This is a genomic window from Flavobacterium sp. 102 (genome assembly GCF_003634615.1).
In the GTDB taxonomy this organism is placed as follows: domain Bacteria; phylum Bacteroidota; class Bacteroidia; order Flavobacteriales; family Flavobacteriaceae; genus Flavobacterium.
On sequence record NZ_RBKX01000001.1, the window covers coordinates 1,323,990 to 1,342,666 of the forward strand.

At 37.7% G+C, this 18,677-nt stretch carries 12 protein-coding genes; 9 read left to right on the plus strand and 3 right to left on the minus strand.

The window, feature by feature from the left end; genetic code table 11:
• Window positions 1-37 precede the first annotated feature (37 nt).
• The 5 genes from C8C84_RS05880 (at window position 38) to C8C84_RS05900 (ending at window position 9,084) form a co-directional block, all read left to right on the plus strand.
• Window positions 38-2,512 (plus strand): sodium-translocating pyrophosphatase, encoded by a 2,475-nt coding sequence (locus C8C84_RS05880; protein ID WP_121312653.1) that lies wholly within the window; start codon window positions 38-40, stop codon window positions 2,510-2,512.
• A gap of 94 nt (window positions 2,513-2,606) precedes the next feature.
• Complete coding sequence (locus tag C8C84_RS05885) at window positions 2,607-4,877, plus strand: beta-N-acetylhexosaminidase (RefSeq protein ID WP_121314983.1); 2,271 nt, start codon at window positions 2,607-2,609, stop codon at window positions 4,875-4,877.
• A gap of 3 nt (window positions 4,878-4,880) precedes the next feature.
• Window positions 4,881-5,873: an isoaspartyl peptidase/L-asparaginase family protein gene (locus C8C84_RS05890; protein ID WP_121312654.1), complete on the plus strand. Its 993-nt coding sequence runs from the start codon at window positions 4,881-4,883 to the stop codon at window positions 5,871-5,873.
• Between the two features lie 44 nt (window positions 5,874-5,917).
• Window positions 5,918-6,610, plus strand: a complete 693-nt coding sequence (locus C8C84_RS05895) for a copper homeostasis protein CutC (RefSeq protein WP_233549733.1) — start codon at window positions 5,918-5,920, stop codon at window positions 6,608-6,610.
• Window positions 6,607-9,084, plus strand: a complete 2,478-nt coding sequence (locus tag C8C84_RS05900; protein ID WP_233549735.1) for a glycoside hydrolase family 2 protein — start codon at window positions 6,607-6,609, stop codon at window positions 9,082-9,084. The genes C8C84_RS05895 and C8C84_RS05900 overlap by 4 nt, the downstream gene beginning before the upstream one ends.
• Window positions 9,085-9,201: 117 nt before the next feature.
• Here C8C84_RS05900 and C8C84_RS05905 read toward each other — a convergent pair whose 3' ends face one another.
• Together C8C84_RS05905 and C8C84_RS05910 are read right to left on the minus strand one after the other, a co-directional pair.
• Entirely contained in the window at window positions 9,202-9,816 is a 615-nt protein-coding gene (locus C8C84_RS05905; protein WP_121312655.1) for a deoxynucleoside kinase, read from the minus strand.
• On the minus strand, window positions 9,816-10,610 hold the full coding sequence (locus C8C84_RS05910) for a hypothetical protein (protein WP_233549737.1): 795 nt from the start codon (window positions 10,608-10,610) through the stop codon (window positions 9,816-9,818). Before C8C84_RS05910 ends, C8C84_RS05905 begins: the two co-directional genes overlap by 1 nt.
• Before the next feature lie 118 nt (window positions 10,611-10,728).
• Here C8C84_RS05910 and C8C84_RS05915 point away from each other — a divergent pair, with 118 nt between their 5' ends.
• Genes C8C84_RS05915 through C8C84_RS05925 form a run of 3 tightly spaced genes read left to right on the plus strand, consistent with a single transcriptional unit; the run spans window position 10,729 to window position 15,224 of the window.
• Complete coding sequence (locus tag C8C84_RS05915; protein WP_121312657.1) at window positions 10,729-11,607, plus strand: GLPGLI family protein; 879 nt, start codon at window positions 10,729-10,731, stop codon at window positions 11,605-11,607.
• A gap of 22 nt (window positions 11,608-11,629) precedes the next feature.
• Window positions 11,630-12,469, plus strand: coding sequence for a GLPGLI family protein (locus C8C84_RS05920; RefSeq protein ID WP_121312658.1), 840 nt, complete (start codon window positions 11,630-11,632; stop codon window positions 12,467-12,469).
• A 25-nt stretch (window positions 12,470-12,494) separates the two neighbouring features.
• The gene (locus C8C84_RS05925; protein WP_121314986.1) at window positions 12,495-15,224 is read left to right on the plus strand and encodes a carboxypeptidase-like regulatory domain-containing protein; all 2,730 of its coding nucleotides are present in this window, start codon (window positions 12,495-12,497) and stop codon (window positions 15,222-15,224) included.
• A gap of 169 nt (window positions 15,225-15,393) precedes the next feature.
• On the opposite strand, the gene metK is transcribed toward C8C84_RS05925, so the two are convergent.
• On the minus strand, window positions 15,394-16,644 hold the full coding sequence (metK, locus tag C8C84_RS05930) for a methionine adenosyltransferase (RefSeq protein WP_121312659.1): 1,251 nt from the start codon (window positions 16,642-16,644) through the stop codon (window positions 15,394-15,396).
• A 739-nt stretch (window positions 16,645-17,383) separates the two neighbouring features.
• Here metK and C8C84_RS05935 point away from each other — a divergent pair.
• Entirely contained in the window at window positions 17,384-18,676 is a 1,293-nt protein-coding gene (locus tag C8C84_RS05935) for an O-acetylhomoserine aminocarboxypropyltransferase/cysteine synthase family protein (RefSeq protein WP_121312660.1), read from the plus strand.
• Window position 18,677 lies beyond the last annotated feature (1 nt).

Genomic DNA, 18,677 nt, shown 5'->3' on the forward strand with positions numbered 1-18,677 from the left:
TTTGCGACCGATAAAATTTATAACAAAAATTATATTTATGGAATCAATGATGATTTATGTGCCGATAGTAATGGCATTAATTGGATTAGCTTTTATGGCTATCAAAAGGTCTTGGGTTTTAAAACAAGATGCAGGTGATGGCAAAATGAAAGAGATATCAGATTATATTTATGAAGGTGCCTTGGCTTTCCTTAAAGCAGAATACAGATTATTGGCTGTTTTCGTAGTTATTGCCAGTGTTGTTTTAGCCGGAATTACTTTTATTCCAGGTGTTAAAACGCATATGTTAATTGTAATAGCCTTTATTTTCGGAGCTTTCTTTTCGGCATTAGCCGGAAATATGGGAATGAAAATCGCTACTAAAACTAACGTAAGAACGACTCAAGCTGCTCGTACAAGTTTGCCGCAAGCTTTGAAAGTTTCTTTCGGTGGTGGAACAGTAATGGGATTAGGAGTTGCCGGTTTAGCCGTTTTAGGTTTAACGGCCTTCTTTATAGTTTTCTTTCACTTCTTTATGAATGGCGTATGGACATCTACAGATGACATGACTATTGTTTTGGAAACATTAGCCGGTTTCTCTCTTGGAGCAGAATCTATTGCTTTGTTTGCTCGTGTTGGTGGCGGTATTTATACCAAAGCGGCTGACGTTGGTGCTGACTTAGTAGGTAAAGTTGAAGCTGGTATTCCTGAAGATGATCCAAGAAATCCTGCTACTATTGCAGATAACGTTGGTGACAACGTTGGTGACGTTGCCGGAATGGGTGCCGATTTATTCGGTTCTTATGTAGCAACGGTTTTAGCTGCTATGGTTTTAGGGAACTACGTAATCAAAGATATGGGCGGAAAAATCGAAGACGCTTTCGGTGGTATTGGTCCAATTTTATTGCCAATGGCAATCGCAGGTTTCGGAATCTTATTCTCTATCATCGGAACGATGTTAGTAAAAATATCAAGTGATGACGCTAAAGAAAAACAAGTACAAGGTGCGTTAAACGTTGGAAACTGGGTTTCTATTGTTTTAACCGCTATTTCATGTTTCTTCTTAGTACAATATATGTTGCCTGAAGTAATGACTATGGAATTCTTCGGAGAAGGCGCACAACAAATCTCTTCAATGAGAGTATTCTACGCTACAATCGTTGGATTAGTAGTGGGTGGAGTTATTTCTTCTGTAACAGAATACTACACAGGTTTAGGTACAAAACCGGTTTTGGCTATTGTACAAAAATCTTCAACTGGTGCAGGAACTAACGTAATCGCTGGTTTAGCGACTGGTATGATTTCAACCTTCCCAACCGTATTATTATTCGCCGGTGCTATTTGGGCTTCTTATGCTTTTGCAGGTTTCTACGGTGTGGCTTTAGCGGCTTCAGCGATGATGGCTACAACGGCTATGCAGTTGGCAATCGACGCCTTCGGACCAATCTCTGACAATGCTGGTGGTATTGCTGAAATGAGTGAATTACCAAAAGAAGTTAGAACTAGAACAGACATCTTGGATTCAGTAGGTAACACTACTGCTGCAACAGGAAAAGGATTTGCTATCGCTTCTGCGGCGTTAACATCATTGGCTTTATTTGCGGCGTATGTGACTTTCACAGGAATTGATGGTATCAATATCTTCAAAGCGCCTGTATTAGCGATGTTATTCGTTGGAGGTATGATTCCGGTTGTGTTCTCTGCTTTGGCAATGAATTCGGTAGGTAAAGCTGCGATGGACATGGTATATGAAGTACGTCGTCAGTTTAAAGAAATTCCGGGTATCATGGAAGGTACAGGAAAACCTGAATATGGTAAATGTGTTGAGATTTCTACTAAAGCGGCTTTAAGAGAAATGATGTTGCCAGGTGTTTTAACTATAGGTTTCCCAATTGCAATTGTATTATTAGGTAAATTAGTTTATGCTGATAACAACCAATTAATCGCTGAAATGTTAGGTGGTTATATGGCCGGAGTTACTGTTTCTGGTGTACTTTGGGCTGTGTTCCAAAACAACGCCGGTGGTGCTTGGGATAATGCTAAAAAATCTTTCGAAGCGGGTGTTGAAATCAACGGAGAAATGACATATAAAGGTTCTGATGCTCACAAAGCGGCTGTAACCGGAGATACTGTGGGTGATCCATTTAAAGATACTTCGGGTCCATCGATGAACATCTTAATCAAATTAACTTGTTTGATTGGATTGGTAATCGCTCCAATCTTAGGTGGTCATGAAGCTGGTGCTGCAACTGAAAAAGCAGCTACTTGTTGTGTTGCTGAAGGAAAATGTATTTCAATGTCAAAAGAAGAGTGTGTTGCTAAAGGTTGTACAAACGCTACCTGTGAACACATGGCAGTAAAGCAAGCAGTAACCGAAACAGTTTCAAATGAAATTTCTATCGAAAAAGTAAACGTTAACGGTAAAGTAAAAGCAACTGTAACCAAAACAATTAATGGTACTGCTACAACCGAAACTTTCGAAGGAACTGATGTTGAAGTTTCAGCTAAAATTGAAGAATTTAAAAAGAAATAATTTTTCTTTTACTCAAAATATAAAAATGCCTCACTTTAGTGAGGCATTTTTTTTGTCTTTTTTGTTTAAATTAGCCAAGACAAACACAATTTTCATGACTTCCAAATTCACTTTCTTTTTCCTGCTGTTTTTCAATATTGCCTTTTCGCAAAATTCATTGCCTTTGATTCCGCAACCAAAAACAATGCAAATTAAGGATGGCAATTTCAGCCTAAAAAAGGAAACCCTGATTGTGGCAGATGAAGACTCATTTGAAGCGCAATATTTGCAAAAAGCAATTCAACAACAAACAGGTTTACAATTAAAGATTGTTACAGCATCAAAAGCAGATTCTAAAATCATTTTGAAACAAATGCACCCTATTGATCCTTATTGGAGCAAGGAAAGATATAATATAAGTATTTCACCAAAAGAACTAATTATAACAGCTTCGTTTAACCAAGGTGCTTTTGCCGCAATCCAAACCTTACTTCAGTTAATCCCACTCGATAAAAAAGAAACTTTTGTTTTACCGTGTTTAAATATCCATGATGAACCCAAATACACTTGGCGCGGCATGCACCTCGATTGCGCCCGACATTTTTTCTCCGTAGATTTTGTCAAAAAGTATATCGATTATTTAGCGATGTACAAGTTCAACACCTTTCATTGGCACTTAACAGATGACCAAGGTTGGCGCATCGAAATCAAACAATATCCAAAACTCACTGAAGTTGGAGCTTGGCGAAACGGTTCTATGATTGGGCATTACAACGAACAAAGGTATGATGACAAACGCTATGGCGGTTTTTATACGCAAGACCAGATCAAAGAAGTCGTGGCTTATGCTCAACAACGTCACATTACAGTAGTTCCCGAAATCGAAATGCCCGGGCATGCCGTAGCCGCTTTGGCCGCTTATCCGCAATATTCGTGTACCGGCGGGCCATTTGAAGTAGGCAAACAATGGGGCGTTTTAGATGATGTGTTTTGTCCTAAAGAAGAAACGTTCACCTTTTTGGAAAACATTTTAACTGAAGTCATCGCTTTATTTCCATCCCAATACATTCACATTGGTGGCGATGAATGCCCGAAAATACGTTGGAAAAACTGTCCACATTGCCAAAACTTAATGAAAACGGAACGACTAAATGACGAACACGAACTACAAAGTTATTTTATCCAAAGAATTGAAAAATTTGTCAATGCCAAAGGAAGAAAAATTATTGGTTGGGACGAAATTCTAGAAGGCGGTTTGGCACCCAATGCAGCCGTAATGAGTTGGCGAGGTACCGAAGGCGGAATCGCAGCGGCAAAACAAAAACACTACGTTGTAATGTCGCCCGGTTCTCATTGCTATTTCGACCATTACCAAGGCGACCCTAAAAATGAACCGTTAGCTTTTGGCGGTTACACACCGGTCGAAAAAGTGTATTCGTTTAATCCTACGCCAAAGGAATTGTCAACCGAAGAAGCGAAATACATTCTTGGAGCGCAAGCCAATGTGTGGACAGAGTATATTGAAACTCCCAAACATGTAGAATACATGATTTTTCCCAGAATGATGGCGTTATCCGAAGTGCTTTGGGGAACCTCAAATCCGGAAAAGTATGCCGATTTTCAAAACCGCATGATTCAACATTTTTCTATTTTAGATAAAAAAGCAATCAATTATAGTAGAGCAATTTTTGAAGTTACAGCCGAAGTAATGCCTAAACCCGGCGGAAAAGGTGTTTTGTATTTATTGAAAACCAATCAATCGCCCATTGGGATTAACTATACAACCGATGGAGCTCAGCCGACAAATCAGTCTAAAGTATACAGTCAACCGTTAGAAATTGCCAAATCGCAAACTATTAAAGCGATTTATTTTGAAAAAGGTACTGCCAAAAGCAATATAACTGAACAACAATTCCACATTCATAAAGCCACAAGTTGTTTGGTTTCGCTGCAAAATCAACCTAACGGAAATTACACCAAAGGCGGCGGATTTACTTTGGTGGACGGCATCAAAGGCGATAAAGCCAAATTTGGTCAACATTGGCTTGGGTTTTCCGGAACCGATTTAATAGCTACTATCGATTTAGGGAACAAACAAAAAATCAATCGTATGGAAATCGGACTATTGAGCAGTCCTTCGTCATGGATTTATTTCCCCAAAAAAATAACATTTTGGGTTTCGGAAGATCTGATGAAATTTGAGGAAGTTAAAACTTTTTCGTTAGAAGAAATTCAAAAATGCAACGGTCAAATCACCGTAGATTGCGATAAAAAAAATATTCAATTTGTGAAAGTTACAGTCGAAAACTTCGGTACAATTCCCGACGGTCAACCTGGAGCAGGAAATAAAGCGTGGCTTTTTGCAGATGAAATAACAGTAGAATAAGTCATGTCAAATCGAAGAAATTTTATCAAAACGGCCGCAGTCGGTTCAGTGGCTTTAGCTTTAAATTCTTTTACATCAAAAGAGGAAAATTCGGCAAAGCCAAAGGGCAAAATCAACAAGCCCATCGTCATTTCAACGTGGAATTTCGGCGTACAAGCCAATGGTGCTGCATGGGAAATTCTAAAAAATAACGGACGAGCTTTAGATGCAGTCGAAGCCGGTGTAAAAATTCCTGAAGCCGATCCCAAAGAAAGAAGCGTCGGCTACGGCGGAAGACCTGACCGAGACGGAAAAGTGACCCTCGATGCTTGTATTATGGACGAGTTTTCGAATATTGGTTCGGTAGCGGCTTTGGAACACATTAAGCATCCTATTTCTGTCGCACGTGCTGTGATGGAAAAAACGCCGCATGTGATGTTGGTAGGCGATGGTGCTTTGCAATTTGCGTTGTCGCAAGGATTCAAAAAAGAAAATCTCTTAGTTGAAGACTCCAAAAAAGAATGGAAGGAATGGCTCAAAACCAGTCAATACAAACCGATAGCCAATATTGAAAATCACGATACGATTGGCATGATTGCGTTAGACAGCCACGGTAATCTTTCAGGTGCATGCACAACGAGCGGAATGGCTTTTAAAATGCATGGTAGAGTTGGCGATTCACCAATAATCGGAGCCGGGTTGTATGTCGATAATGAAATTGGTGCAGCTACAGCAACCGGTCATGGCGAAGAAGTAATTCGTATCGCCGGCTGTCATTTGGTAGTCGAGTTGATGCGACAAGGAAAATCACCACGACAAGCTTGTGAAGAAGCAGTTTCGCGCATTGTAAAACTGACCAAAAACAGAAACAAAAACCTCAAAGACATTCAAGTAGGTTTCATCGCGCTCGACAAACAAGGGAATTACGGGGCCTATTGTATTCAAGGCGGATTTAATTATGCTGTCAATGACAATTCCGGAAACAAGTTGGTTGACGCTGACTACTTTTTAAAATAATTATCCTAATAAATCTGTTTTAATCCGTTCAATCAGTATAATCTGTGGCCAAAAAATCAATATCCTCTAATAGAAAATTAGAAATCGCTTGTTTCAACATAAAATCAGCCCTAGTCGCTCAAGAAAATGGTGCTGATAGAGTTGAGCTTTGTGACGGATTTGAAGTTGGCGGAACAACACCTGATTTTGAAACTATAAGACAAGCCAGAGAAAATTTAAGCATCGATTTGTATGTCATGATTCGACCGCGAGGTGGAAACTTTATCTATTCTGATGAAGAATTCAAACAAATGCAATTGGATATTTTGGCTTTAAAAGAATTAAAAGCGGACGGTTTTGTTTTCGGGATTTTAAATGAAGATAGTACTGTTAATTTGGAACAGAATAAAATTTTAGTCGATTTGGCCAAGCCATTTCCATGCACCTTTCACCGCGCTTTTGACGAAGTAATGGATGCTTTTGAAGCCTTGGAACAAACCATCGACTGCGGTTTTACAACCATTCTGACTTCGGGTCAAGCCCAAAATGTAACAGAAGGAATGGATTTTCTAGCCGAATTGGTGAAAGTAGCTAATAATAGAATTATTATCATGCCTGGCGGAGGTTTACGCTCAAATAATATTGAAAATCTTCAACAAAACACCAAAGCTATTTTCTATCATTCTTCAGCCATCACTAACGGAAGTGAAACACCTAATCCCAAAGAAATACTTGCGTTAAAAGCTAAATTGAGATGAGAACTTTGTTGTTGAAATGTCTGATTATTTTTTTGTTGCCAATGTTTCTTTGGTCACAAAATAGTGAGCGTAATTTAAGTTCGGAGCAATGGATTTTCAGAAAAGTAAACGATACGAATTGGCTTCCGGCTAAAGTTCCGGGAACAGTTCACACCGATTTATTGGCGAACCAAATCATTCCGGATCCATTTTTTGGAGCCAATGAAAAGCAACTGCAATGGATTGAAAACGAAGATTGGCAATACCAAACGACTTTTGCCATTTCAAAAGAAGAACTAAATCATCAAAATACTATTTTGCAATTCGACGGTTTGGATACTTTTGCTGAAGTAACTTTAAACGGAACCCAAATCCTTTCGGCAAACAACATGTTCCGAACTTGGAAAGTTGACGTGAAAAAGATGCTAAAAGTTGGGCAAAACCAACTTAAAATTACGTTTGCTTCCGCCGTAAAAAAAGGAAAAGAAGAAGCTAAGAAACTTAGTTATACTCTCCCCGGAGATGAAAAAATTTTCACCCGAAAAGCGCAATACCATTTCGGCTGGGATTGGGGACCAAGATTCGTCACTGCTGGAATTTATAAGAAAGCAGCGCTTCATTTTTGGAACAATGCGACCATAACCAATATCAAAATCAATCAGGATTTGACCAATGATGACTTGGCGAAAGTTGAATTTGAAATCGAATTGAATAGTGTCAATGAAGCTCAATACGAATTAAATATCAATGATAAGACCGAATTGGTTAACCTCATAAAAGGCAAAAATAATTTGTCGCTAACTTATGAAATCAATAACCCAAAGCTTTGGTGGAGTAACGGTTTAGGCAAAGCGCATTTGTATCCTTTTGAAATTAGTTTAACCAATAACAATCAAACCATTGACAGCAGAAAACTAAACATAGGCTTGCGAACCATTGAATTAGTGCAAGAAAAAGACGCAATTGGCAAAAGTTTTTATTTCAAACTCAATGGTCAGCCGGTATTTATGAAAGGAGCCAATTATATTCCGCCCGATAGTTTTTTACCACGAGCTACCGATTCGGTTTACAAATCTATCGTCAAAAATGCTGTTGATGCCAATATGAATATGCTACGAGTTTGGGGCGGCGGTGTTTATGCCGAAGATAGTTTTTATGAAGAATGTGATAAAAACGGTATTTTAGTTTGGCAGGATTTTATGTTTGCTTGCGCGATGTATCCCGGCGATGAAGCCTTTTTGGAGAATGTAAAACAGGAAGTCATCGACAATGTAACCCGTTTGCAAAACCATCCGAGTATTGCGCTTTGGTGCGGCAATAATGAAAATGATGAAGGCTGGCACAATTGGGGTTGGCAAAAGCAGTATAATTATTCGGAGCAAGATTCCATCCAAATTTGGAATGATTACCAAAAATTATTTCACGAATTGATTCCGCAAACGTTAGACAGTTTATTACCCAAGAATGAAAACCGTTATTGGCCATCATCACCATCAATTGGTTGGGGGCGACAAGAAAGTTTACTCAGTGGTGATTCGCATTATTGGGGTGTTTGGTGGGGCAATGAACCTTTTGAAATGTATCGTCAGAAAGTTGGGCGTTTCATGAGCGAATATGGTTTTCAAAGCATGCCGGATATTAAAACGTTTCAGGCTTTCGCCAAAAGTGACGAACTGAACTTCGATTCGGAAGCGATTAAAAATCACCAAAAACATCCAACCGGTTACAAAACCATCAACGATTATATGGCGCGTGATTACCAAGTGCCAACGAGCTTTGAAGATTATATTTATGTTTCCCAATTGTTACAAGCCGAAGGCATGAAAATGGCGATTGAAGCGCATCGAACGGATCGAAAATGTATGGGAACATTGTTTTGGCAATTGAATGATTGTTGGCCGGTGACTTCGTGGAGTTCGGTGGATTATTATGGTCGTTGGAAAGCGTTTCAATATGAGGCGAAGCGGAGTTTTGAAAATGTTTTGATTTCAATTAAGGAAGAAGAAAGTAGCTATAAAGCTTATATTGTCAATGATGATTTGAAACCGTTTGAAGGTCAATTTGATGTAGTTTTGCGCGATTTTAATGGTAAAAAACTTTGGTCTGCAAAAAATACTGGAGTTATTCCGGGAAGCTCAAATTTGGTTCATTTTGAAATTTCTAAAGATGATTTAGAAAGGTTTGATTTGAAAAAAGCAGTGCTTTCTGTTTCGTTTAATGCTGAAAATAAATCAGCGAGTTCCCTTTTCTATTTTGTAAAGCCTAAAGATTTGCAATTGACCAACCCTAACCTCCAAATTACAAAGCGTAATGAACTGACTTATGAAATATTTTCTGATGTGTTGGTCAAAAATGTGTATTTGTCAGCTTCGGAGGAAACTTTTTTCAGTGATAATTATTTTGATATTTTGCCGGGTCAGAAAGTGATAATTAAATTATCTAAACCGGTCAAAGCCATTCAGGTTAAGAGCTTGTTTGACGTTATGAAAAACTGATTTTGCAAAAGACAAAACTTATTTAGCCCCGACAGGAGTGACATCCCGATTATTCGGAATAAAACGTAGGGCGGGAATATGGATAACAAAAATGCCCGAACCTTTCGCTCCTTTTTTTTAAAACAAACCGTTAATTTCTGCGTCAATTCGGTTGATAATCATACCTAAATCTTCCGGATTGTTGACAAAATCAACATTGTCTACATCAATAATCAATAGTTTTCCTTTGTCGTAAGTCGTAATCCAAGCTTCGTAGCGTTCGTTCAATCGGCTCAAATAGTCAATCGAAATGGTGTTTTCGTAATCACGACCACGTTTGTGAATTTGGGAAACCAAATTGGGAATCGAACTTCTTAAATAAATCAATAGATCAGGCGAACCAACCAAACCTTCCATCAGTTCAAAAAGATCAGTATAGTTTTGAAAATCTCTGTTGGTCATCAAACCCATAGCGTGTAAGTTGGGCGCAAAAATATGTGCGTCTTCGTAAATCGTTCTGTCTTGAATGATGTTTTTGCCGCTTTCGCGAATTTGCAACACTTGGCGAAAACGCGAATTCAAGAAATAAATTTGCAAGTTGAAGGACCAGCGTTCCATTTGGTGGTAAAAATCATCCAAATACGGATTGTCAACTACGTCTTCAAAATGAGGTTCCCATTTAAAATGTTTGGCTAAAAATCGGGTTAATGTGGTCTTTCCTGCTCCTATATTTCCTGCTACTGCTATGTGCATTATGGTAGTTTTATTTTAAAATTCTTAATTTGTTGGTTGGTAAAAATAGCTAAAATTTGGTCTTTGTAGTAAAAATTTTGGAACGATTTCTCAACAATGTCGATTTCGAAAACCGTTTTCGATTGATTGTTCAAGCAGTAGAGCGTGTTGTCCTTTAAAAACAATAATTTTTCACGATCAATGATTTGGATTTTTTCAAAAGGCGGAATATTAGCTAGTAAAGTTACTTTGCCGAAGATATCGATAGCATACCAATTGTTGATTTCATCAATCCAATAAAAATTATTGAAATCGCTTTGGGTGTATTTGATGTTTTCAGGAATTGGATTGCCAATGTTTTTGGAAATATTTTTCAAGTAGTCAAATAGGAGAACTTGTTGTGTCAAAGCATTGTAAATCCAAAATTGATTTTGCGACGCCATGCCTATTTTAGAAGCGGAAATAGTATTGTCAATTTCAAAGAGATTGAGTTTCTGAATTTCATTCAATTGATTATCGAGCATAATTATCGTATTGAAATCTTCGTAAAAGACTACAATTTTTAATGGATTGACATAATCAACCGAGGTGATTTTGCCCAATGCCACATTCTTATATTCCCATGTTTGAGACTGATCTTGTTTGATAAAGACATTGTTTTTGAGGTAGTAATTGTTACCCAAACCATCAAAACCAATGTAGATTTTATCTTCTACTGTTTCGGAACTAATAGCGGTTGTCTCGAGTTTCGGATTTTGGCCAAAACCATAAGCGGAAATCACTAGTAATATAAGATAAATGGTATTTTTCATCATAAGGCTAATTTACGGTAAACCAAATTAATTTCGTCTGGTCTAACCCAATATTTTAACATAAGATTGGTAACAGAATTAGAAAGCATTCGTCATATTTGTTCTATCAAAAATTTAAGTCATGAAAAAAATAGTATTCGCTTCGTTTTTTGTTTTCTCTTATTTAGCTACACATGCTCAAAAAGATTTCCAAGGTATGGCGGTTTACGAATCAAAAACCAGCACTGCCGATTTCAAGTCTCGTTTTGAAGGCAACAAAGAAATTACACCCGAAATGCAGAAAATGATTGAAGAGCGTATGAAGAAGATGTTTGAAAAGACGTTTTTTCTAAACTTTGACAAATCAGCTTCTGTCTATAAAGAAGAAGAAAAACTTGATGCTCCGGGACAAGGTGGCGGCGGAATGAGAATGATGTCGTCTTTTATGGGCGGCGGCGGAACCTATTACAAAAACGTAAAAGAAAAAACGTATAAGGTCGATAAAGAGTTCATGGGAAAAGAGTTTTTGGTAAAAGATTCTTTGAAAACTTACAACTGGCAAATGAGTGGTGACACCAGAGTGATTGGCGGCTATAATTGTTTCAAAGCGACAGCCGTCATTCCGGCGAGCAAAACCGATTTTAGAAACTTCAGACCTAAAAAAGAAGAAAAAAAAGAGGATAAAGCCAAAGAAGAAACAAAAACCAACTTCATGGATCAAATAGAACTTCCTAAAGAAATTACGGTGACCGCTTGGTATACACCGGAAATTCCGGTAAGTCAAGGTCCTGAAGGTTATTGGGGTTTACCGGGATTAATATTAGAAGTGAATGACGGAAAAACAACTATTCTTTGTTCCAAAATTGTTTTAAATCCAAAAGAAAAAACAGAAATCAAAGCACCAAACAACGGAAAAGAAGTGTCTCAAAAAGAATATGATGAAATCGTAGTCAAAAAGATGGAAGAAATGCAAGAGATGAACAATGGACGTGGCGGTTTCCAAATGAGAATGAACCGATAATCAATCAATAATCAAATTTATAATGACTAAAGTTATACTTATTTCTTCTTTTTTATTGATGAGTTTTTTGGCAAAAGCACAAGATTTTCAGGGAAAAGCGGAATATTTTTCGAAAAGAATTGCCAAGAAAAAAACCGAAAAAGTGGAGTCAAAAACCAAAGAACCAATTGACCCAGAATTAGAAAAAGCGATTCAAGAAGCTATGAAAAGAGCTTCCGAAAAGCAATTCTCGCTTACTTTTAATAAAGCTGAAAGTCTTTACGAAGAAGAGAAGAAATTAGATAAACCAGAATCTAATTCAGATGGCATTTCAGTTTCAATGAGCTTTTCAAGCGCAGGAAGTAAATACCTTAATATCAAAGAAAAAAACAGCGTTGTTGAAGAGGAAATCTTTGGCAAAGAGTTCTTAATCGTTGAACCTCTTGTCCAACCGGATTGGAAGTTAATCGATGAAACGAAAAAAATTGGTGACTACAATTGTTTTAAAGCCGAGTTGGTTATTCCGGTGAGTGAAAAACAAACCCAAGACTATGAAGATTTCTTGAAAAGAGAAGAAAAAAAACCAGCTCTTTTCAAAATGAGCAAGCCGGAAGACAAAGTCGTTACCGTTTGGTATACCCCTGAAATTCCGGTAAGTTTTGGTCCCGATAATTATTGGGGTTTACCCGGATTGATACTAGAAGTTAATGACGGAACGAATATACTTCTTTGTTCCAAAGTCACTTTAAGCAATAAAGAAAAAGCGAAAATCAAAGTGCCTAATACAGGAGAAAAAGTCACCCAAAAGAAGTTTGATGAAATTCGGAAGAAAAAAGAGGATAGCATGAAAAATGAAGATGGCGTCATTATTTTCCAACATTAATCCATTAATTATCCAAGCCAAAACAATGAAAAAAATAGTACTATTTGTATTTCTTTTTACTTCAACAATTTCTTTTGCCCAAACCATTCGATTCGAAGGGACAATACAAGACAATACCAAAGCACCTTTGGAAATGGCCAATGTCATGGCGATGAACCAAGCGACCAAAGCGATGGATGCCTATGCCATTACCAATGATAAAGGGAAATTTTTGCTGAACCTGAAAACGAACACCACTTATATTATTAAGTTGAGTTATTTGGGCATGCAAAACAAAGAAATTACAGTGGCTACTCAAGCTGTTAATATTACCCAAAACATTACTATGGAAAGCGGTGGAATCGAATTAGACGGTGTTGAAATCGTACGTGAAATGCCGGTTTCTATCAAAGGCGATACGATTGTTTACAACGCTGATTCTTTTAAAACCGGAACCGAAAGAAAACTGGAAGATGTTTTGAAAAAATTACCCGGAGTTGAGGTGGATGCCGAAGGTCAAGTAAAAGTCGAAGGAAAATCGGTAACCAAATTGATGGTGGAAGGCAAAGATTTTTTTGATGGAGACACTAAATTAGGCGTAAAAAACATTCCCGCTGATGCCATTGATAAAGTTCAGATTCTACGCAATTACAATGAAAATTCCATCATGAAAGGCGTAGAAAATAACCAAGATAATTTGGCCATGAATATCAAATTGAAAGCAGGGAAGAAAAACTTTTGGTTTGGTGACATGACTGCCGGAATTGGTGTTGGCCACGAGGATACACGATATGTCGTTGCGCCAAAAGCTTTTTACTATAGTCCAAAATACAGTATTAACATTATGGGAAACAGTAATAATGTTGGACAGCAAGCTTTCACCATTCAGGATTATTTTAGGTTTAGTGGTGGTTTTAGAAACATTATGGGCAAAGGCGGCGGAAGCATCAATGTTGGAAGCAATTCTCTTGGAATAAGCTTTTTTCAAGACAATCGCGTTAAGGAAATCGAATCGCATTTTGGCGCCACCAATTTCTCTTATAATCCATCCAAAAGCTGGAGTTTAAGCGGATTTATTATTGGTACTTCTACCTTGGTTGATACCGAAACCAATTCTACAGTTAACATTTTGCAACCCAATACCACCAACGTATCTTCCTCTGAAGTTAGAGACGACGCCGGAAGTCAGAAAAATAATTTAGGCTTATTTAAGTTTAGCGCCACTTATAAACCCAATGCCAAATTTCAATTGGATTACGACATTCTAAACCGAATTTCGGCACAAAGAGAAAACAACGAACTCAATCGTCAGGTGTTTAATTACGTTTCAGGGGTTAATACTGATGAAAGTGTTTTTACTTCTAAAAAACAAGATCCGATAAACATTAACCAGAACTTGAGTTTTTATTATACGCCAACAGATAAGCACATTTTTGCTTTCGAAAGTCAGTATTTATACCAAAATGAAGATCCGTTGTACAATGCCAATTTGGAGTTTCAACCGTTTGATTTTTTAGGTTATAACGAAAATCAAAACCGAAACGACCTCACGCAAAGCCGATTTATCAAAACCAATAAATTCGACAGCCGTTTGGATTACTATTACGTATTGACGCCAAAGACAAACTTGAATTTCACGTTCGCCAATTCGTATGTATACCAAAGTTTAAATTCTTCCATTTTTCAGCGTTTGGATGACGGAACAACGAACAATTTAACCGCTGCAGAAAACAACAACGACGTGAGCTACCGTTTCAATGATACTTTTTTAGGGTTTCATTTCAAATGGTTAAGCGGTAAATTTACGTTTACGCCAGGTGTTACTTTACACCGATTTGATTTGACGAACACCCAATTAGGCACCGCTGTCAATCAGGAAATATTTCGTTTATTACCCGATTTCCAAATGATTTACCAAATTAAGAAATCGGAAACCTTGACCTATAATTTCGGAATCACCAATAATTTCACCAATATCAATAATTACACATTGGGAACCATTTTCAACAGTTATAGCAATTTGTTTTCCGGAAATCGTGATTTGAACAATTCAGAGGTTCAAAGTCATACTTTATCGTATCAAAAGTTTAATATGTTCAATTTTGAAAACTTCGGTGGTTACTTAAACTATTCCAAAACCAATGATGCCATCAAAACCAGAGCATTATTTGAAGGCGTAAATCAAATAGGTTCGCCGTTTAATTCGCCTTTTGGTGACGAAAACTTTTCGGTCAATGTGCGTTACGGACGTTCCTTTTTAAAGTATTATAAAGCGAATGTAAGTGCCAATTTAAATTGGAGTAAGTTCTATAACATTCAGGTAAACCCAATAAATTCAGCTGAAAATGTTGTTGATACCGAAAGCTTCACCCAGAACTATCGTTTTAGTGCTTCCACTAATTTTAAAAATATGCCCAATATTGAATTGGCTTATTCTTATGCAGTAAACCAATATCCGAATGATAATTTTTACACCGATAGTCCATCCATTAAATTAGATTATTTCTTCTTGAAAAGTTTTTCTTTTGTGAGTGAATATGAATTTTTTCATTACTACAACAAAGCCAAAACGGTTGACCAAGAATACGACTTTTTATCAGCAAGTTTGACCTATCAAAAAACGAAAGCCAGTCATTGGGAATACAAAGTCGCCGCCACGAATTTATTGAATACGACTTCGTTAAATGACGACAGCTTCTCCCAATTCTCTACTCGAAATTCCCAGTACAGAGTGCAACCTAGGTATATCATTTTTAGTTTGAGATATAATTTGTAGCTCATCCCGCTGTCCACTGTATCTTTTGTTTTGTCATGCTGTCCCGATAGCTATCGGGATGTCGAAGTACAAAACAAAAGGATGCCGTTCCCATCGGGGCTAAAAAATAAAAAACCCTAACTTTCATCAAGAGAGTTAGGGTTTTTCTTTGCGTACTTTGCGGTTAAAATTAAATCCCGAAAGCCGATTTTACCTTATCTACAAAGTCTAATTTCTCCCAAGTAAACAATTCAACGGTTACTGTTTTTGGCGAACCATTTGGCAATTGGAAAGTTTTAGTAACTGTTTCAGGTGTTCTTCCCATGTGTCCGTAAGCGGCAGTTTCGCTGTAAATTGGATTTCTCAATTTCAAACGTTGCTCAATAAAGTAAGGTCTCATATCAAAAATACCTTCAACCACTTTGCTGATTTCTCCGTCAGTTAAATTCACTTTCGAAGTGCCATAAGTATTCACGTTGATAGAAGTTGGTTTTGCTACGCCAATCGCATAAGAAACCTGTACTAAAATCTCCTCACACAATCCGGCAGCCACTAAGTTTTTAGCAATATGACGGGTGGCATAAGCTGCAGAACGGTCTACTTTTGAAGGGTCTTTTCCGGAGAATGCACCACCACCGTGAGCCCCTTTTCCACCATAAGTATCCACGATAATTTTTCTTCCGGTCAAACCGGTATCTCCGTGTGGTCCGCCAATAACGAATTTTCCGGTTGGGTTGATGTGGTAAGTAATATTGTCATTGAATAAATGAGCGTATTGTGGGTATTTGGCTTTAATTCTCGGAATCAAAATCGAAATCAAATCGCTTTTAATTTTAGCCAACATCGTAGCTTCATCAGCAAAATCATCGTGTTGTGTCGAAATTACAATCGCATCAATTCTAACCGGTTTGTTGTCATCAGAATACTCTAAAGTCACTTGCGATTTAGCATCCGGACGTAAATAAGTGATTTCGTTGTTCTCTCTTCTTAAGTTAGCCAATTCAATTAACAAAGCGTGAGATAAATCCAAAGCCAAAGGCATGTAATTCTCTGTTTCGTTTGTAGCATAGCCAAACATCATTCCTTGGTCACCGGCGCCTTGCTCTTCTTTACTGGCTCTGTCAACACCTTGATTGATGTCGGCAGATTGCTCGTGAATGGCTGATAAAACACCACAAGAATCGGCTTCAAACATGTATTCACTTTTGGTGTAACCAATTTTACGAATTACTTCTCTGGCAATTTGTTGTACATCAAGGTAAGTGCTCGATTTTACTTCTCCCGCTAAGATTACCTGACCGGTCGTAACCAACGTTTCACAAGCTACTTTTGACTCAGCATCAAAGGCTAAAAAGTTGTCGATTAACGCATCACTAATTTGGTCTGCAACTTTGTCCGGATGTCCTTCACTCACTGACTCCGACGTAAATAAATAAGCCATAACTATATTTTAGTTTAATATTAATTTTAGTTAAAAAAGAGGTGATTGCTACGAAAGCTAAAGGAGAGTTTCTGCTTTAGCATTTTTTTTACGAGGTTGCAATCAGTTCAAATTTTTCCTCTCATTTTTCGGTTGCAAATGTATAAAGACTATTTAGAATACAAAAAACTATTTTGCTTTTTTTATTTTTTTTATGATTATTCCAAAATTCTAAATACGTAGTATTTAAATATATATAAACAAATGCCAAATGTTAAATTTTCAATTTTTGTTTGGTCAATTGAAAAAACATTCAGAAGTTTGCCACATCAATTAACAACAAGAAAATGAAATTTATTATTTGTCATATGTGTCGCATGATGTGGAAATTTCCGCAGAGGACTCATATTGCATAATTTTAAATTTTTAAAATATATACAATCAAACCTCTGCTAACCGCAGGGGTTTTTTATTTAAAACAAATTGTCACCCTGAGCGCTCCCGAAGTTTCTGGAGAAGGGCTATCTCAAAACAAAACGAAGTAACAATGAAAGTAACAACAAAAAATATGATGATGAACAACCGCATGATGCACATGATGATGTGTTGTTGTATTGACATACCTTGTTACCAAAAGCGAAAGACGTAATCGAAGTTTATATTTATACTCTAGAAGTCCTTTTGGTAAGCCATCCAAAAGGACTTTTTTTATTTCCAAAAATTAATAATCTAAATATCTAATAATCTAAATATCTAAATCATGAGCACACAAAAATTCGCAACCAACGCATTGCACGCAGGACACGACGTTACTAAAAATGCAGGAACCAGAGCTGTTCCAATCTACCAAACGACTTCGTATGTATTCAACAATTCAGACCACGCCGCCAACTTGTTTGGCCTAGCTGAAGCCGGATTCATCTACACCCGTTTGAATAATCCAACCAACGACATTTTGGAACAACGCTTGGCCGCACTCGAAGGCGGAATCGGGGCAGTCGTTACTGCTTCAGGAACGTCCGCTATCGCCACCAGTTTGTTGGTTTTGCTCAAAGCAGGTGACCATATCGTAGCTTCGAATAGTCTTTACGGCGGAACGTACAACTTGTTGAATGTTACTTTACCAAGATTAGGCATCACCACCACCTTCGTTGATCCGTCAAACCCTGAAAACTTTACCAAAGCCGCACAAGAAAACACGAGAGCATTTTTCGCAGAAAGTTTAGGGAACCCAAAATTAGACGTACTCGATTTGAAAGCAATATCTAAAGAAGCCAAAGCCTTCAAAGTACCTTTCATTGTTGATAATACTGTCGCTACGCCTTATTTGTTAAACCCAATTCAATATGGTGCCGATATTGTCATCCACTCGTTAACCAAATACATAACCGGAAACGGAACTTCTTTAGGTGGCGTAATCATCGATGCCGGAAACTTCGACTGGAGCAATGGGAAATTCCCTGAATTCACTGAACCATCTGCCGGCTATCATGGTTTGAAATACTACGAAGCTTTAGGCGCAGCGTCATTTATTGCCAAAGTAAGAATCGAAGGTTTGCGCGATTTTGGGGCAGCTTTAAGTCCGTTCAACGCATTTCAAACGATTCAAGGGTTAGAAACTTTGGAAATCAGAATCAAAAAACACAGTGAAAATGCTTTGGCTTTAGCCCAATGGTTGCAAAAACAAGATGAAGTGGCTTGGGTAAATTATCCGGGGTTGGAAACTTCCAAATACAAAGCTTTGGCTGATGAATATTTACCGGAAGGCAAAAGTGGAATCGTAACTTTTGGTTTAAAAGGCGGATTCGAAGCAGCGAAAAAAGTAGCCGATGAAACCAAATTATTCTCTTTGTTGGCCAACATAGGCGATACAAAATCATTAATTATTCATCCGGCAAGCACAACACATCAGCAATTATCTGACGCTGAGCAAGAATCAACCGGTGTAACCAAAGACTTAATCCGTTTGTCCGTTGGTTTAGAAAACATCGACGATTTGAAAGCCGATTTGAAAGAAGCATTCGTAAAAATTAAAACCCCACAAACCGTATAAC